Annotated in this window: 12 protein-coding genes; 6 read left to right on the forward strand and 6 right to left on the reverse strand. The window is 70.9% G+C overall.

The genetic code is table 11. The features are described from left to right. Positions 1-472: 472 nt before the first annotated feature. Positions 473-1,195 carry a hypothetical protein gene (locus ACFYOS_RS13150; protein WP_387139620.1) on the reverse strand — a complete coding sequence of 241 codons (723 nt, stop codon included), beginning with the start codon at positions 1,193-1,195 and terminating at the stop codon, positions 473-475. Positions 1,196-1,273: 78 nt separating this feature from the next. On the opposite strand from ACFYOS_RS13150, the gene ACFYOS_RS13155 reads away from it, so the two are divergent. After that, positions 1,274-1,642: an ArsC/Spx/MgsR family protein gene (locus tag ACFYOS_RS13155; protein WP_387139623.1), complete on the forward strand. Its 369-nt coding sequence runs from the start codon at positions 1,274-1,276 to the stop codon at positions 1,640-1,642. Positions 1,643-1,675: 33 nt separating this feature from the next. On the opposite strand, the gene ACFYOS_RS13160 is transcribed toward ACFYOS_RS13155, so the two are convergent. Continuing rightward, entirely contained in the window at positions 1,676-1,888 is a 213-nt protein-coding gene (locus ACFYOS_RS13160; RefSeq protein ID WP_387139625.1) for a hypothetical protein, read from the reverse strand. Between ACFYOS_RS13160 and ACFYOS_RS13165 the strand changes: the two genes are divergently transcribed. After that, entirely contained in the window at positions 1,887-2,549 is a 663-nt protein-coding gene (locus ACFYOS_RS13165; RefSeq protein WP_387139628.1) for a hypothetical protein, read from the forward strand. The two genes, ACFYOS_RS13160 and ACFYOS_RS13165, sit on opposite strands and share 2 nt — an antisense overlap. A gap of 6 nt (positions 2,550-2,555) precedes the next feature. Continuing rightward, positions 2,556-2,978 (forward strand): hypothetical protein, encoded by a 423-nt coding sequence (locus ACFYOS_RS13170; RefSeq protein ID WP_387139631.1) that lies wholly within the window; start codon positions 2,556-2,558, stop codon positions 2,976-2,978. Between the two features lie 9 nt (positions 2,979-2,987). On the opposite strand, the gene ACFYOS_RS13175 is transcribed toward ACFYOS_RS13170, so the two are convergent. Further along, on the reverse strand, positions 2,988-3,533 hold the full coding sequence (locus ACFYOS_RS13175; protein WP_387139634.1) for a GNAT family N-acetyltransferase: 546 nt from the start codon (positions 3,531-3,533) through the stop codon (positions 2,988-2,990). 264 nt (positions 3,534-3,797) lie between these two features. Between ACFYOS_RS13175 and ACFYOS_RS13180 the strand changes: the two genes are divergently transcribed. The 3 genes from ACFYOS_RS13180 (at position 3,798) to pulA (ending at position 10,896) form a co-directional block, all read left to right on the forward strand. Next, positions 3,798-4,475, forward strand: coding sequence for a hypothetical protein (locus ACFYOS_RS13180; RefSeq protein WP_387139637.1), 678 nt, complete (start codon positions 3,798-3,800; stop codon positions 4,473-4,475). Positions 4,476-4,574: 99 nt separating this feature from the next. Beyond that, positions 4,575-5,225 (forward strand): cellulose binding domain-containing protein, encoded by a 651-nt coding sequence (locus ACFYOS_RS13185; RefSeq protein WP_387139640.1) that lies wholly within the window; start codon positions 4,575-4,577, stop codon positions 5,223-5,225. A gap of 172 nt (positions 5,226-5,397) precedes the next feature. Continuing rightward, positions 5,398-10,896, forward strand: coding sequence for a pullulanase-type alpha-1,6-glucosidase (gene pulA, locus ACFYOS_RS13190; RefSeq protein ID WP_387139643.1), 5,499 nt, complete (start codon positions 5,398-5,400; stop codon positions 10,894-10,896). Between the two features lie 77 nt (positions 10,897-10,973). Here the strand turns inward: pulA and ACFYOS_RS13195 are convergent, their stop codons facing one another. The 3 genes from ACFYOS_RS13195 to ACFYOS_RS13205 form a co-directional block, all read right to left on the reverse strand. Continuing rightward, a complete protein-coding gene (locus ACFYOS_RS13195; RefSeq protein ID WP_387139645.1) occupies positions 10,974-12,998 on the reverse strand; it encodes a hypothetical protein in 2,025 nt (674 codons plus the stop codon). 361 nt (positions 12,999-13,359) lie between these two features. Further along, on the reverse strand, positions 13,360-15,636 hold the full coding sequence (locus tag ACFYOS_RS13200) for a hypothetical protein (RefSeq protein ID WP_387139648.1): 2,277 nt from the start codon (positions 15,634-15,636) through the stop codon (positions 13,360-13,362). 104 nt (positions 15,637-15,740) lie between these two features. After that, the gene (locus ACFYOS_RS13205; protein ID WP_387139652.1) at positions 15,741-17,216 is read right to left on the reverse strand and encodes an aminopeptidase P family protein; all 1,476 of its coding nucleotides are present in this window, start codon (positions 17,214-17,216) and stop codon (positions 15,741-15,743) included. Between the last annotated feature and the right edge of the window lie 48 nt (positions 17,217-17,264).

Genomic DNA, 17,264 nt, shown 5'->3' on the forward strand with positions numbered 1-17,264 from the left:
CGGTGGCGGATCATTCCGCCGGCCGGGCGGCCCGTGGAGGCGGGCCAGGGGACCGCACTGGTTGCGGCGCGGTCAGCCATGTACAACGACCCGCGCCCCGGCTTCATTCCAGCCCCCGGGCGGCCCCGACCACGACACAGGTGGCCATGAACCGGACACCCGGCGCACGAGCAGACAGTTCATCCGGACATTTCACTGGGAGTCAGCCGGCTCGGCGACGCCGTCCGGTGCCGAGGCGCCGGGCAGCTTGCAGATCTTGGGGCAGCTGCCACTCGTGGCGGCCGGAACGGTCCGAGATCGCGTTCGTCACCGGTGGGTGGAACGCCATGGAGGTCTCCGGGCCCGCGAGGCCTCCATGGCGTTCCACCCGAGGCGCCTGCCTGGGTGATATGCCCGACTCGCCGACCAGCGGCGGGCACCAAGGGTTTGGGGAGGTGGGACTTTCCGTGCGGTTGAGTGGAGCTTGAGCGGGTCAGGGGGCGGTCAGGAGGCGGAGGATCTCGTCGCGGGCGGCGCGTACGGCGGTGCGGGACTGGTCGGTGTGGTCCAGGGCGTCGAAGCCGTGCCGGCCGTCCGGTACGTCCAGTACGCGAACCGGCGTCCCCCGACGCGCCGCTTCCGCCAGGAACGCCTCGATCGTCGCCGCTACGTCCGGACGTTCCTGACCGGCCCGGGTCAGGACGAGGGGCGGCGGGGCGTCGGCCTCGGCGAGCGCGTCGAGCGGCCGGTAGCGCGGCTCGACCGCCCAGCCGGGCAGCGGGGCCAGCAGCGGGTAGGTGGCCGCCAGGCCGCGCAGCCACGGCGGCGGTTCCCGCAGCCAGTCGCCCAGCAGCAGGCCGCTGCCGGAGAAGAACCAGAGCGCCAGCCGCTCGGGATCCACTCGTTTGTCGGCGCGGACCAGGTCCACCGCCGCCACCAGCGCGGCTGCCTCCGGCGGGCCTGCCGGCATGTGCACCGGGAGGCTGGGGACTGCCGCCACCACTCCCTGCTCGGCGAGGAGCGCGCCGTAGCCCCGGTAGAGCAGCCACTCGCGCGGGTCGGGCGCGGCGGGTGGGAACGGTGCGCCGTGCACCAGGACCACGGCGGGGTGCGGGCCGTCGCCCGACGGCAGGTGCAGATCGACCTGGTCGTGCCGCTCGACCGGGGCCGGCGGCGGCGAGAGGACAAACGGTGTCTCCCAGAAACTGTTTCCCATGGAACCAATAATAGCGACCGAAGTCGAGGCGCGCACCATCCACGATGGACGGACAGCGGATCTGTCACCATGTCCGTCATGGAGATCTGGCACAACCCGTCCTGCTCGAAATGCGCCACCGCCCGGGCCACCCTGGACGAGGCGCGGGTGCCGTACCGGCTGCGGGCGTACCTGACCGAGCCGCCCACCGCGGCCGAGGTGATCGAGGTGCTGCGCCGGCTGGACGCCCGGGCCTGGGACATCTGCCGCACCGGCGAGCCGGCCGCCGCCACCCTCGGCATGGCCGACTGGCCCCGCGACGACGACACCGAACCCCGCTGGATCGCGGCGATGGTCGCGCACCCGGAGCTGATCCAGCGCCCGATCCTGCTGCTCGACGACGGCAGCGCGCTGGTCGCTCGTACCCCGGAAGCCCTGGACGAGGCGGTGCGCCGCACCGACCGGTGACGCGGGCCCGGCGGGGTCGTGATCGGAGGGCGGTCAGCGCCGACCGTCGGCCGGGGCGGCATCCCCGGTGGCCCGCGCGTGCCGCTCGCGCAGCCGGTCCCGGATCTCCTCCGGGGTGTACGCCCGACGCCGCCGCTCCGCCCGGACCACGACCACGCCGGTCGCCGCGACGCCGGCGAGACCGGCCAGCCCGAGCACCTTCCACCACCGCATCCGTTGCCGCTTCGGCATAAGGTAGACCTCCATGAGCATCAGCCTGGACGAGGCGGTGGAGCTGACCCGGACCGGTGACGTGTGGGTCTTCCGCGGGCGCAGCGTGCCGGACCGCGCCATCCAGCTCACTACCAACAGCCCAGTCAACCACGTGGGCATGGCAGTGACCCTGGACGACATGCCGCCGCTGATGTGGCACGCCGAGCTGGGCCGCTCGCTGCCGGACCTGTGGACCGGCACCCACCAGCGCGGCGTCCAGCTGCACGACCTGCGGGACGCGGTCTGCGTCTGGGCCAACCGGTACGGGCAGCGGGCCTGGCTGCGCCAGCTCGAACCGTCGGCCGACGCCGCGATGGAGGAGGCGGTGCTCCGTACCGTGGCCCGCCTCGACGGCACCCCGTTCCCGTCCACCGCCCAGCTCGCCTGGCGGTGGGCCCGGGGCCGGGTGCCCGACCTGCGCCGCCGGCCGTGGTCCACTCCGGACAGCGGCGGGGTGCCGGTGCGCGACCGGGCGTTGGAGACGGCCTACTGCGCCGAGGTGGTGGCGGTGACCTACGAGGCGATGGGACTGCTGCCCGCCGGCCGCCGGCCCAACTGGTACGACCCGGGCCGGTTCTGGAGCGGCGACGACCTCGACCTGACCAGCGGTGCCCAGCTCGGCGCGGAGATCGAGCTACGCATCCCGCCGCGCTGACCAGGTTTGCCGGGTCGTCCACGCGGCAATGGAGAGTCCCGTGAAGGCTTCACGGATCTCGACGCGCTGACGGACTTCTTCGACCGGTACGGCGTGGCGCTGACCACCGGCGACCTACCGGTCATCGCCGGCTGCTACGCCCTGCCCGGGCTGGTGGTGGCCGACACGTACAGCTTCTCGTTCACCTCCCCGGCGGCGGTGGCGCTCAGCTTCGTCGGGGCGGCCCCCGACTACCGGGAGCGGGAACTGATCGCGGCCAACGCGCAGATCGAGGACGTGCAGCAGGTCTCCGCCCTGATCACCGAGGTGGCGGTGCGCTGGGAGTTCCTGGACAGCCAGGGCCGGGCGGTGCCCGGCGAACGCTACCGCTACCTGCTGCGGGCAACCGACGACGGCCCGGCCATCTGCACCGTCATCCGTACCGCCTGAGCAGGGCGGTCAGCGGGTCGCCGTCGGCACCCAGAACCGGAGCTTGCCGGCCCGCTCGTCCTCCAGCACGCCGCCGTTGCGTTCGATCACCCGTCTCGAGGCCACGTTGTCCACGTCGCAGGTGACCAACGCCGGATCGATGCCCAGGCCACGCGCCCTCGGCAGGACCGCGCGCAGCATCGCGGTGGCGTGACCCCGGCGGCGGGCACCCGCGCGCACGTCGTACCCGATGTGGCCGCCCAGCTCTAGCAGGGCCGGGGTGAGCCGGTGTCGGACGGCGATCCGGCCCAGGTACTCGTCGCCCTCGACCCACCAGAGCGTGGTGACGGGCACCCAGCCCTCGGGTCGGGGCGTCTCCTCCCGTTCCTGGAGGCGCAGCTCGGTGACGTATCGGGCGAAGCCCTGGGCGGTGTGCCACGTGGCGGCGTGCTCGCGCAGCTCCCGACCGATCATGGTGAGGTCCTGCCCGGCACCGCGCCCCTCGGCGCGGAACTCCGCCATGGCGGCGAGGAAGCTGGCCTGCACCCGTGCCGTGGGTGGGATCATCGTGGGCACGGTGCCGAGTAGACCACGCCGGCCGGCGGCCCGGGGGCCCGCCGACGGGTTTTCCACAATGCACGGATTCAGTGACCTTGAGCGATATCGCCCAGTTCTGAGCCATTTCACACCAGGAGCCGGTGTGGCGGGGGCCGAACCGCGCGAGTCGATCATCCGTTCCGCCCGTCCGCTCGACCGGACGGCCGGAACGCGACTGCCCTGCTGGGAACCACCGACGACCATGGCTACGCTGGCGCCTCGGCTGCTATGAGGGGGGACATGATGAGCGCCGGGCAGGATCGGCCGTCCGGGCCGTCGTCGGCACCGCGGGTGTTGACGTCGGCGCCGTGGATCGTGGTGATGCTCGGTGTGGGGCTGCTGGCCAGCCTCCTGCTGGTCGCCCTGTTCTCCCTGCGCGAGGAGGAGCCGCGGACCGTCGGCGCCGCCGTCGACCCGCCGATCTACCTGCCGACGGCCGGGGCGCAGGCCACCTCCGCCGCGCCGAGCGACGCACCGCTCGCCGCGGTGGAAACCCCGGCCTCGCCGACCCCGTCGCAGAGCGTCCGGCCGCCGGCGACGGGCACCCCGGCCCGACCCTCGGCGTCGCCGACTCCGGCCACCTTGACCGCCCCGTCCACCGGCACCGTCACCGCCGCGTACGAGGCCACCGGGAGCGGCCGGGACTGGTTCGAGGCCCGGCTGACCGTCGCCAACGGCTCCGGCCGGAGCCGGAGCTGGGAGGTGGAGCTGCTCTTCGCCGGCAACGTGAAGAGCCTCCAAGCCTCCTCCCCCTCCGGGGTCTCGGTCAGCAACCAGGGCAGCGGTGCATTCGTGCTGCGCGGCACCGGGCCGCTGCCGTCGGGGAAGACCGCCGTGGTGAGCCTGCGATTCGTCCGTACGGGCACCGGTGACCGGCCGGGGCAGTGCACGGTCAACGACACGGACTGCGTCATCCGCTGAGCGGCGCGCTCCGGTGGGCGCGCCCGGGTGACGGGTAGGCACTTTCCGACATTGCTCCCGATCGCTACGCTCGCCGGACGGCACCGACAGGGGAGGGTCATGTCCGGCACGCGTCGCGACCGCCTGTCGCTCGGCGCGGCCATCGCCTCCGCACCCTGTATCCTGGTCTCGATCGGTGTGCTCGTCATGGTGGCGCTGCTGGTCGTCGCGCTGGGCGCGGCCCGGGGCCGGCGCACGCACGCCGGCTTCCCGCCGAGCCTGCCCGCCGCCACGGCGTCGCGCGTCCCGGCATCCGCCGGTGCCCCGGTGCTGCCCGGGCTGTCGCCCCGGTCGACCGTGCTGCCCAGCCCGCCGGTGGCGAGCCCGTCGGTCACCTCGGGCGCCGCCGGCGGCAGCGCCCGGCCCGGGCCGCCGGCGCCCCTGCCCCCGGCGTCGCCGATGACCGGACGGTTCGCGGTGGTGACCCGTTTCGACACCGGCTTCGTCGGCGAGGTGCTGATCGTCAACGCCGGCACGACCGCCCAGGGCTGGACGGTGCGGCTGACCTTCCCCGGTGGACAGGTGGCCGACACCTGGGTGGCCGAGGCGGAGCAGGGCCGGGCCACGGTGTCCGGCGGTGACCTGACGTACCGGAGCGGGGTGGACCTGGCGCCCGGCGCCTCGGCGCGGCTGCGGTTCCGCATCGAGCCCGCCGCCGGAACCAGCCCGGATGTCTGCACCGTCAACGGCGCGCGCTGCGCCGGCTTCTGACTGGGCACGGCACGGCACCGTCGATCGTGGCCCACCCTGACCGCGCGACCCGTCCAGGCCGGCCACGTTTCGCAAGACGACTGCTTTGTTGCGACTTGGTTTGCAAGGTATTGCAGAATGTTTCGGCAAGGGCTAGCGTGCGGGCGAATCAGCGACCAGAGAAAGGCCGTCGATGAAACCCCCGCCGATATCTCGCAAGGCGCTGCTCGCCTTGCTTTCCTCCCTGGTGCTCACCCTCGTCGGCGTGCCGGTGGCCATCCACCAGTTGGGTGCTGATGGCAGTGCCCGGTCCGCCACCCCCGACGTGCTCGCCGCCGCCGGGGCGCCGCAGTGGCGTACCGAGCCGTCCGCCGAGGCGCTGCTCGAGGCCGGCAGCAACAGCGCCCGGGCCGAGCAGTTCTACTTCGTGCTGCCGGACCGCTTCGCCAACGGCGACAAGCGCAACGACACCGGCGGCCTCACCGGCGACCGGCTCACCACCGGGCTGGACCCGAAGGACAAGGGCTTCTACCACGGTGGTGACCTCAAGGGCGTCATCGACAAGCTGGACTACATCCAGGGTCTCGGCACCACGGCCATCTGGCTCGCCCCGGTCTTCAAGAACCGACCCGTGCAGGGCACCGGCGCCGACGTCTCCGCCGGCTACCACGGCTACTGGATCACCGACTTCACCCAGGTGGACCCGCACTTCGGCACCAATGAGGAGCTGAAGAAGCTGGTCGGCCTCGCCCACCAGCGCGGCATCAAGGTCAACCTCGACATCCTCGTCAACCACACCGCGGACGTCATCAGGTACGCCGAGAACAGGTACGGCTACGTCGACAAGAAGACCGCGCCCTACCGGGACGCGCAGGGGCGGGCCTTCGAGGACCGCAACTACGCCGACGGCACCCGCGCGTTCCCGCAGGTCAACGAGAAGTCGTTCCCGTACACCCCGACCTTCGCCAGTGCGGCCGACGCGAAGGTGAAGGTCCCGGCGTGGTTGAACGACCCGACCATGTACCACAACCGCGGCGACTCCACCTTCGCCGGCGAGAACAGCGAGTACGGCGACTTCTTCGGCCTCGACGACCTCTGGACCGAACGTCCCGAGGTGGTCCGGGGCATGACCGACATCTACGGACAGTGGATCGGCAAGGCCGGGGTCGACGGCTTCCGCCTCGACACCGTCAAGCACGCCAACCTCGACTTCTGGCCGCAGTTCACCCAGGGCATCAACGCGGCCGCCGCCAAGGCCGGCAAGCCGGACTTCTTCATGTTCGGCGAGGTCTACAGCGCCGACCAGGAGATCGAGTCGACCTATGTGCGGCAGGGCGGCCTGCCGGCCACCCTCGACTTCTCCTTCCAGGAGGCCGCGCGCGGCTACACCGCCGCCGACGGCTCGGCCAAGGCGCTCGCCGACGTGTACGCCCGGGACGACCTGTACGCGGCCCGGAACACCGACGCCAACCGGCTGACCACCTTCCTCGGCAACCACGACATGGGCCGGATCGGCTCGTTCATCGCGGCGGCCGGCGGGGACGACGTCAGCCAGCTGCGCCGCGACCAGCTCGCCCACCAGCTGATGTTCCTCACCCGCGGCCAGCCCGTCGTCTACTCCGGTGACGAGCAGGGGTTCACCGGTCCCGGCGGCGACAAGGACGCCCGGCAGGACATGTTCGCCAGCCGGACCGCGGACTACCTCGACGACGACCTGATCGGCACCACCCGTACCCACGCCAGCGACCAGTACGACACCAGCCACCCGCTGTACCGGACCATCGCGGAGCTGGGCGAGCTGCGGCAGGCCCACCCCGCGCTGCGGGACGGCATCCAGGTCACCCGGTACGCGGCCGACGGCCCGGGCGTCTTCGCCTTCTCCCGGATCCTGCCGAAGGACCGCACCGAGTACGTCGTCGCGGTGAACAACGCCGCGACGACGCAGACTGTCAGCGTGGACACCTGGTCGTCCGGCGCCACCTTCACCGGCGTCTACGGCGGCGCCGCGACCGCGACGGCGGGCGCCGACGGCAAGCTGAGCCTGACCGTGCCGGCGATGTCGGCCGTGGTGCTCAAGGCCGACCGCACGATCCCGCAGGCGGGCGCCGCCCCGGGCATCACCCTCACCGAGCCCGGCGACGCCCCGGTGGCCACCAACGCCGCCGTCACCGCACAGGTCACCGGCGACCCGCTGGCCACCGTCACCTTCGCGGCGCGGGTGCCCGGCGGCAAGTGGACGCTGCTGGGCAGCGCGCACCAGGCGCCGTACACCGTCCACCACGACCTCACCGGCCTGGCCGGCGGGACGAAGGTCGAGTACAAGGCCGTCGTCCGCGACGGCAAGGGCCGCATCGCCAGCGCCCGCACCACCGGCGTGGTCGGCACCCCGGCGCAGAGCGCGTCGCGGGACTGGGCGATCGTGCACTACCAGCGCCCGGCCGGCGGGTACGCCGACTGGGGCCTCTACACCTGGGGCGACATCGACCCGGCGTACCAGACCGACTGGCCCAAAGGGCAGCCGTTCGCGGGTGAGGACTCCTTCGGCCAGTTCGCCTGGGTCAAGCTGAAGCCGGGCGCGAAGTCCGTCGGTTTCCTGGTGGTGGACTCCAACGGGACCAAGGACGTCCCGAACGACCGCGCCATCGACGTCACGCAGACCGGCGAGGTCTGGGTGAAGCAGGGCGACCCGACGCTCTACCCGACCCGGCAGGCCGCCACCGGCGAGCCCGACCCGCCGGTCGACCAGAGCACCGCGGTCATCCACTGGCGCAAGGCGGACGGCAACTACGACGGCTGGGGCCTGCACCTCTGGGACGGCGCGGCCAACCCGACCGACTGGGGCAGCCCGCTCAGGCCGGAGAAGATCGACTCGTTCGGCGCGGTGTTCCGGGTGCCCCTGGCCGCCGGCGCCACCGGGCTGAGCTACATCGTGCACGCCGGCGACGTGAAGGACCAGCCCGATGACCAGCGGCTGGACTTCGGCGCCGCCGGGCACGAGATCTGGCTCCTGGCCGGGGTCAAGGGCCGGCTGCTCCCGTCGACCTCCTCCGGGGTCGCCAAGGACCTCGACATCACCAAGCAGAAGGCGCAGTGGATCGACCGGTCCACCGTCGCCTGGCAGACCGGTCCCACCGACGGCAAGCGGTACGCCCTGCTCGCCGCCCCGACGGGCGGACTGAGCATCACCGACGGCGAGCTGGCCGGGACGTACACCACCCTGCCGCTGCGGGCGGAGCGCAACGGGCTCACCGAGGCCCAGCGCGCGGCCTGGCCGCACCTGTGGTCCTACCACACCTTCACGCTGGACCAGGCCGACCTGGCCAAGGTGCCGGCGGCGCTGCGCGGGCAGCTGGTGGTGACCGAGCGGGACGCCGACGGGCGGCTGCTCGGCGCGACCGGGGTGCAGATCCCCGGCGCCCTCGACGACGTCTACCGGGCCGCCACGCAGGCGAAGCTCGGGCCGACGTTCGCCGGCAAGGTGCCCACCCTGGCGGTCTGGGCGCCGACCGCCCGTACGGTGTCGCTCCAGCTCTTCGACTCGCCGGCGGCCCAGCCGACGACGGTGGCGATGAGCCGGAACGACACCACCGGCGTCTGGTCGGTGCGCGGCACGAAGGGCTGGACCGGCAAGTACTACCGCTACCAGGTCGAGGCCTGGCAGCCGGCGGCGCAGAAGCTGGTCACCGCCTCGGTGACCGACCCGTACTCGGTGGCCCTGGCGCCGGATTCGACGCACAGCCAGATCGTCGACCTGGCCGACCCGGCGCTGGCCCCGGCCGGCTGGGCGGGCCTGCGCAAGCCGGCGGCGGTGCCGTCGTCGAAGGCGCAGATCCAGGAGGCGTCGGTCCGCGACTTCTCCATCGCCGACACCACCGTCCCGGCCGAGCGCCGAGGCACCTACCTCGCCTTCACGGACCCGGAGACGGCCGGGATGAAGCACCTGAAGGCGCTCGGCGACGCCGGGGTCAACTACCTGCACCTGCTGCCGGCGTTCGACTTCGCCACCATCCCCGAGAAGCGGGCCGACCAGGCGCAGCCCGCCTGCGACCTGGCCGCGCTGCCGGCCGACTCCGACCAGCAGCAGAAGTGCGTCACGGCCGTGGCCGACAAGGACGGCTACAACTGGGGGTACGACCCGCTGCACTACACCGTGCCGGAGGGCGGCTATGCCGTCGACCCGGCCGGCGCGAAGCGGACCACCGAGTTCCGGCAGATGGTCGCCGGGATCAACAAGGCCGGCCTGCGCGTGGTGATGGACGTCGTCTACAACCACACCTCGGCCGCGGGCACCGACCCGAAGTCGGTGCTCGACCAGGTGGTGCCGGGCTACTACCAGCGGCTGCTGGAGGACGGCAGCGTCGCCAACTCGACCTGCTGCGCCAACACCGCCCCCGAGCACGCCATGATGGGCAAGCTCGTGGTGGACTCCCTGGTCACCTGGGCCCGGCAGTACAAGGTGGACGGCTTCCGGTTCGACCTGATGGGTCACCATCCGAAGGCGAACATCCTGGCCGTACGCGCCGCGCTGGACAAGCTCACCCTGGCCGACGATGGCGTGGACGGGAAGAGGATCCTGCTGTACGGCGAGGGCTGGAACTTCGGCGAGGTCGCCAACGACGCCCGGTTCGTGCAGGCCACTCAGGCCAACATGGCCGGCACCGGGATCGGCACCTTCAACGACCGGCTCCGCGACGCGGTGCGCGGCGGCGGGCCGTTCGACGGCAACCCGCGGATCCAGGGCTTCGCGTCCGGCCTCTGGACGGATCCGAACGGCGACGACGTCAACGGCTCGGCGGCGGAGCAGAAGGCCCGGCTGCTGCACCAGCAGGACCTGATCAAGGTGGGGCTGACCGGCAACCTGCGCGGCTACCGGTTCACCGACTCGTCCGGCCGGCAGGTCACCGGGGCCCAGGTCGACTACAACGGCTCGCCGGCCGGCTACACCGCCGCGCCCGGGGAGGCGGTCACCTACGTCGACGCGCACGACAACGAGATCCTGTACGACGCGTTGGCGTACAAGCTGCCGCAGGGCACCTCGGCCCAGGATCGGGCCCGGATGCAGGTGCTCGCCCTGAGCACGGTGGTGATGGGGCAGGGGACCGGTTTCGTGACGGCCGGCTCGGAGCGGCTGCGCTCCAAGTCGCTGGACCGCAACTCGTACAACTCGGGGGACTGGTTCAACCAGATTCGCTGGGACTGCACCCGGGGCAACGGCTTCGGCGCTGGTCTGCCGCCGGCGGCGGACAACGAGAGCAAGTGGTCGTACGCCAAGCCACTGCTGGCCGACCCGAAGCTGGTGCCAGACTGCGCGGCGATCGACCTGGCCGACGCCCGCTTCGCGGAGCTGCTGGAGATCCGCCGGTCCGCGCCGGTGTTCGGGCTGACCACCGCCGACCAGGTGCAGCAGCGGGTCGCCTTCCCGCTCTCGGGTGAGCAGGAGACGCCCGGCGTGGTCACCATGACCCTCGACGCCCGGGGTCTGGACGGAAAGTGGAAGTCGATCACCGTGGTCTTCAACGCCACGCCGGAGGCGGCGAGGCAGACGGTGACCGGGCTGCGCGGGGCAAACGTGGCGCTGCACCCGGTGCTGCGGAACTCGGCCGACCCGGTGCTCCGTACGGCCTCGTTCGACCGGGCCAGCGGCACGTTCACCGTGCCGGCCCGCAGCGTGGCGGTCTTCGTCCAGAGCTGACCCGACGACGGTCCGGCCCCCTGCCACCGAGGTGGCAGGGGGCCGGACGCCTGCGTCGATCCGTACGTGATCTTGGTTCAGTTGAAGCAGTCCTTGACGGTGCCGGCGCAGTTGGTGGGGTCGTTGTCGTTGACGGTGGAGTCGTCGTCGAGCTTGACCTTGCCGTTGTTGTTGAGGATGCCGCCGGCGACGCGGTGGGTCTTGGACGAGTCGGTGGCGGTGTTCTTCTTGACGCGGGTGTCGGTCAGGGTGACCTTGCCCTCGTTGTTGAAGATGCCGCCGCCGTTGAGGGCGGTGTTGTTCTTGATGTCGGTGTGCCGCAACACCAGGGTGGCGTCGTTGTCGTCGCCGTCCTTGTCCTTGCCGTCGTGCTCTTCCTTGAAGCCTTCCTTGAGCTCGACGTCGGTGTCGCCGTTGAAGATGCCGCCGCCGAAGCGTCCGGCGGTGTTCTCGATGATGTCGCTGTCGGAGATGGTGGCGGTGGCTTCCCGCTCCTTCTCGTCCTTCTTGTCGCCCTCTTCCTTCTTGTCGCCGCCGTAGGACGACCATTCCTTCTTCTTCTCGTCGTCGCTGGTGGTGTTGACGATGCCGCCGCCGTCCTTGTCGGCGTGGTTCTTGGCGACGACGACCTTTTCGAGCTTGAGGTCGGTGTCGACGGCGTAGATGCCGCCGCCGCTCTTGCTGGCGGTGTTGTTCTTGATCACGGTGAGGGTGATCTTGACGAAGCCGTCGGAGCTGAACACGCCGCCGCCGTTCTTGCCGGCCCGGTTGTCCTCGATGATGCTCTTGGACTCGTCCTTGCCGTTGTCGGAGCCGACGATCTCGACGGTGCCGGCCTCGTCGCGGTCCTTGCGGTCCTTGTCGTAGGAGCCGCTGTCGTAGCCGTTCTTGTCGTGGTCGTCCTTGTCGTTCTTGCCCTCGCCGTTGGCGATGGCGCCGCCGTTCTTGCCGGCGGTGTTGTTGCGGAATTCGGTGTCCTTGACCTTGAGGACGCCCTCGTTGAAGATGCCGCCGCCGTTCTTCCCGGCGTGGTTGTCCTCGACCTTGCTGTCCTCGATGGTGACCCGGCCGAAGTTGGCGATGGCGCCGCCGTTGTTCTCGGCGTTGTTGCGGGTCAGCTTCACCTTCTCCAGGTGGGCGCTGCCGCCCCGCTCGACCAGCAGCGCACCGCCGTCGCCCTCGCCCTCGTCCTTCTTGCGGTCGTCCTTCTTGTCCTTTTCCTTGTCCTTTTCCTTGTCCTTTTCCTTGTCGCCCGACCACGAACCCGGACCCTGCGAACCCGACCACGGACCCTGCGAGCCAGAGCCCGAGCCCGAGCCCGGCGCGGCCAGGGCCGCCGGCGCGGCCTGCACGGCCGCTCCGGTCTGGGCGGCGGGCGCCATCTGCACGCCCTGCCCGCCCAGGGCGGCCGGCGCACCCTGGGCACCCGGCGCGCCACCCGGCGCACCCTGGGCACCCGGCGCGCCACCCGGCGCACTGCCACCCGCGCCGCCCTGCCAGTCGGAGCCCTGCGAGCCGGAACTCGGCGCGGACCCGTACTTGAACTCGGCGGCGTTGCCGTCCTTGATGGTGAGGTCCTTCAGGGTCAGGTCACCACCGTCAGCGACCCGGAAGATCCGGAAGGCATCCTCGGAGTCCCGCTTGATCGTCGCGTCGTTGCCCTTGATCGTGATCTCCTGCTTGATCGTGGGCAGACCCGTGCCGGACTTCTTGTCAGCGAAGTCCAGCTCGTAGGTGCAACGCTCGGCCAGCTTCAACGTGCCGCCCTCGTCCCGGTTCAACAGATCGATCGCCTCGACCAGTTCCTCGTCGTCACACGGCACCTCCCGCACATCCCGATCGTCACGGTCCTTGTCGTCACGGTCCTTGTCGTCCCGGTCCTTGTCCCGCGCGTCGTCGCTGGTGAGCTGCTGGGCGGTCGACCACTTCACGTCGGCGAGCCGGTGGGGCCCGGTGACTCCGGTGGTCGCGTACGCCACACCGGCGAGGCTGACCGCTCCCGTCAGGCCCACGACGCCCGTGGCCAGCCAGATCCGGCGACGACGAATCGGGGAGGTCGTCTCCCGGGCGGCGTCATCGTTATTGCGAAGGTAGTTGGACATCGGAGCTCTCTGCCCTCTCCTTGTACCCGACAAGGTCGCTTCGCCACGGCGAGGCGGCCTTCGCTACAAATCGGTTGTAGCTGCTGAAGACCACCGTATGAGAACCTTCTTCACCTCGTGGACGTATACGAAAAAACCCCACATTAGGGGCGGGGGGTGCGGCCGGCCGCACGGCGGACCGCAGGGCAGCAGTGGGTCACGGCTGGCGAAGGGTGCTGCGGAGGGCGGAAAGCTAGCGGTCGTTTCCAGACCGACCCGCAAGGGTGACGACGGCCACGAACCGCTCGGTGGGGACGCCGGGGGAGAGGGGTCCCTTTCCGCCGTGGCCCGGCGGAAAGGGACCCCTCGGTTATGTGGTGGTTCAGTTGAAGCAGTCCTTGACGGTGCCGGCGCAGTTGGTGGGGTCGTTGTCGTTGACGGTGGAGTCGTCGTCGAGCTTGACCTTGCCGTTGTTGTTGAGGATGCCGCCGGCGACGCGGTGGGTCTTGGACGAGTCGGTGGCGGTGTTCTTCTTGACGCGGGTGTCGGTCAGGGTGACCTTGCCCTCGTTGTTGAAGATGCCGCCGCCGTTGAGGGCGGTGTTGTTCTTGATGTCGGTGTGCCGCAACACCAGGGTGGCGTCGTTGTCGTCGCCGTCCTTGTCCTTGCCGTCGTGCTCTTCCTTGAAGCCTTCCTTGAGCTCGACGTCGGTGTCGCCGTTGAAGATGCCGCCGCCGAAGCGTCCGGCGGTGTTCTCGATGATGTCGCTGTCGGAGATGGTGGCGGTGGCTTCCCGCTCCTTCTCGTCCTTCTTGTCGCCCTCTTCCTTCTTGTCGCCGCCGTAGGACGACCATTCCTTCTTCTTCTCGTCGTCGCTGGTGGTGTTGACGATGCCGCCGCCGTCCTTGTCGGCGTGGTTCTTGGCGACGACGACCTTTTCGAGCTTGAGGTCGGTGTCGACGGCGTAGATGCCGCCGCCGCTCTTGCTGGCGGTGTTGTTCTTGATCACGGTGAGGGTGATCTTGACGAAGCCGTCGGAGCTGAACACGCCGCCGCCGTTCTTGCCGGCCCGGTTGTCCTCGATGATGCTCTTGGACTCGTCCTTGCCGTTGTCGGAGCCGACGATCTCGACGGTGCCGGCCTCGTCGCGGTCCTTGCGGTCCTTGTCGTAGGAGCCGCTGTCGTAGCCGTTCTTGTCGTGGTCGTCCTTGTCGTTCTTGCCCTCGCCGTTGGCGATGGCGCCGCCGTTCTTGCCGGCGGTGTTGTTGCGGAATTCGGTGTCCTTGACCTTGAGGACGCCCTCGTTGAAGATGCCGCCGCCGTTCTTCCCGGCGTGGTTGTCCTCGACCTTGCTGTCCTCGATGGTGACCCGGCCGAAGTTGGCGATGGCGCCGCCGTTGTTCTCGGCGTTGTTGCGGGTCAGCTTCACCTTCTCCAGGTGGGCGCTGCCGCCCCGCTCGACCAGCAGCGCACCGCCGTCGCCCTCGCCCTCGTCCTTCTTGCGGTCGTCCTTCTTGTCCTTTTCCTTGTCCTTTTCCTTGTCCTTTTCCTTGTCGCCCGACCACGAACCCGGACCCTGCGAACCCGACCACGGACCCTGCGAGCCAGAGCCCGAGCCCGAGCCCGGCGCGGCCAGGGCCGCCGGCGCGGCCTGCACGGCCGCTCCGGTCTGGGCGGCGGGCGCCATCTGCACGCCCTGCCCGCCCAGGGCGGCCGGCGCACCCTGGGCACCCGGCGCGCCACCCGGCGCACCCTGGGCACCCGGCGCGCCACCCGGCGCACTGCCACCCGCGCCGCCCTGCCAGTCGGAGCCCTGCGAGCCGGAACTCGGCGCGGACCCGTACTTGAACTCGGCGGCGTTGCCGTCCTTGATGGTGAGGTCCTTCAGGGTCAGGTCACCACCGTCAGCGACCCGGAAGATCCGGAAGGCATCCTCGGAGTCCCGCTTGATCGTCGCGTCGTTGCCCTTGATCGTGATCTCCTGCTTGATCGTGGGCAGACCCGTGCCGGACTTCTTGTCAGCGAAGTCCAGCTCGTAGGTGCAACGCTCGGCCAGCTTCAACGTGCCGCCCTCGTCCCGGTTCAACAGATCGATCGCCTCGACCAGTTCCTCGTCGTCACACGGCACCTCCCGCACATCCCGATCGTCACGGTCCTTGCCGTCACGGTCCTTGCCGTCACGGTCCTTGCCGTCACGGTCCTTGCCGTCCCGGTCCTTGTCGTCCCGGTCCTTGTCCCGCGCGTCGTCCCGCGCGTCGCTGGCCTTCTGCGGCCCGGCCGCGTGGTTCTCCGCGACGCGCTTCGCGCCGTCGGACTTGTTGTCCCGAGCGGCGAGGCCACCGAGCGCCGCCAGCCCGACGACGCCGGTAAGCCCGGCCACGCCGGTGGCGACCCAGAGCGCTCGCCGCCTGCTCGTCGGCGGGGTCATCGGGGCCCCGCCGTCGGAAGTCGTTACGTCGTTGGACATCAGAGCTTCCGCCCTTTCGGTGTCTACCAAAGGGGTCGCACCACCCGAGGCGGTGCGACCAGCTACAAACCGGTTGTAGCCTCTGATCGACACCGTATGAGAAGGATCCTCGCGACGCGGACGGATACGAAGAAATCGCACATTAGACCCAGACACGATTGGGTGGCGCGGCGAGGGAGCGACGGCCCGCAACGGCCGCGAGCAGCGCAAACGGCGACGGGCCCGCCACCGACGTCCCACCACGACAAAGGTCGCAGACGTCGGCGGACGGGCCCGCCGTGGGTCGTACCTCCCGGTCAGCCCGGGAGGCGGGGGCCGGCCTCGCGCTGCTCGGCCAGCCAGGTCTCCACCTCGTCGGAGCGCCGCGGCAGCCCGGCGGAGAGGTTCACCGGGCCGTCGGCGGTGACCAGGATGTCGTCCTCGATCCGGACGCCGATGCCGCGCAGCTCCTCGGGGACCAGCTCGTCCTCCGGCTGGAAGTACAGCCCCGGCTCGACGGTGAGCACGTACCCCTCGCCGAGCGGGCCGTCCCGGTAGGTCTCCTTCCGGGCGTTGGCGCAGTCGTGCACGTCGATGCCGAGCATGTGGCTGGTGCCGTGCAGGGTCCAGCGCCGGTAGATCGTCGAGGCCGGGTCCATCGCCTCGTCCACGCTCACCGGCAGCAGGCCGAGGTCCTTCAGCGCCTCGGCGAGCACCCGCATCGAGGTCAGGTGCACGTCCCGGAATGCCACGCCCGGCTTGATCACGTCGATGCCGGCCTGCTGGGCGGCGTGGACCGCGTCGTACACCTGGCGCTGGAGCGGGGTGAACCGGCCGTCGACCGGCAGCACCCGGGTGACGTCCGCGGTGTAGAGGTTGCGGTTCTCCACGCCCATGTCCATCAGCAGCAGCTCACCCGGGCGGGTGGCGCCGTGGTTGTGCACCCAGTGCAGGATCGTCGCGTGCTCGCCGGCGCCGACGATCGAGCCGTACCCGACGTCGTTGCCGTCGTGCCGGGCGCGCAGCGCGAAGATCCCCTCGAGCAGCCGCTCGGAGACCGCGCGGTCCGCCGGCAGCGCCCGGGCCACGTCCTCGAACCCGCGGACGGTGGCGTCGCACGCCTCCTGGAGCTGGGCGATCTCCCACTCGTCCTTGACCAGCTTCAGCTCGGAGATCGTGATGGCCAGCTCCCGGTCGCGGCCCGGCTGGCCGTCGACCCGGGCCCCGTCGTACGGGCGCACCGCCGCGTCCACCCGGCCGTCGAAGCCGCGCAGCACCCGGGTACGCCCCGGCGCCAGGTCGGCCAGCGCCGCGTCCAGCTCGGTCAGGTCGGCGGTGGGCAGCCCCAGCTCGGTCGACTTCTCGTGCAGCGTCGGCCGCCGGCCCACCCACAGCTCGCCGTGCCGGCTGCGGAAGAACTCGTCGGTCTTCCGGGAGGACCGGGGCCGCAGGTACAGCGTGGCGTCACCGTTGGGCCGCAGCACCAGCACGCTGTCCGGCTCGAGATCGCCGGTCAGGTACGCGAAGTCGCTGCCCGGGCGGAACCGGTGGTCGGTGTCGTTGGCGCGTACCTTCTCGTTGCCGGTGGGGATGACCAGCGTCTCCCCGGGGAAGGCCGCGGCGAGCGCGGCGCGCCGCTTAGCGTAGTTGGGCACCTCCGGGCGAGGGCCGACCGGCAGTTCGGTGTCCCGCCAGCCCTGCCGCATGAACGCCAGGAACGCCTCCGGGAAGTCCGGGTCGTGCGACTCCGTGCCGTCCGCCGGCTTGCCCTGCTGCGTCCGCTCCTCGGCCATGATCCGTCCTCCTCGAGCCTCATCGCTGGTCCAGACGGTATCGCGCGC

It is taken from the genome of Micromonospora sp. NPDC005806, assembly GCF_042871425.1.
Lineage (GTDB): Bacteria > Actinomycetota > Actinomycetes > Mycobacteriales > Micromonosporaceae > Micromonospora.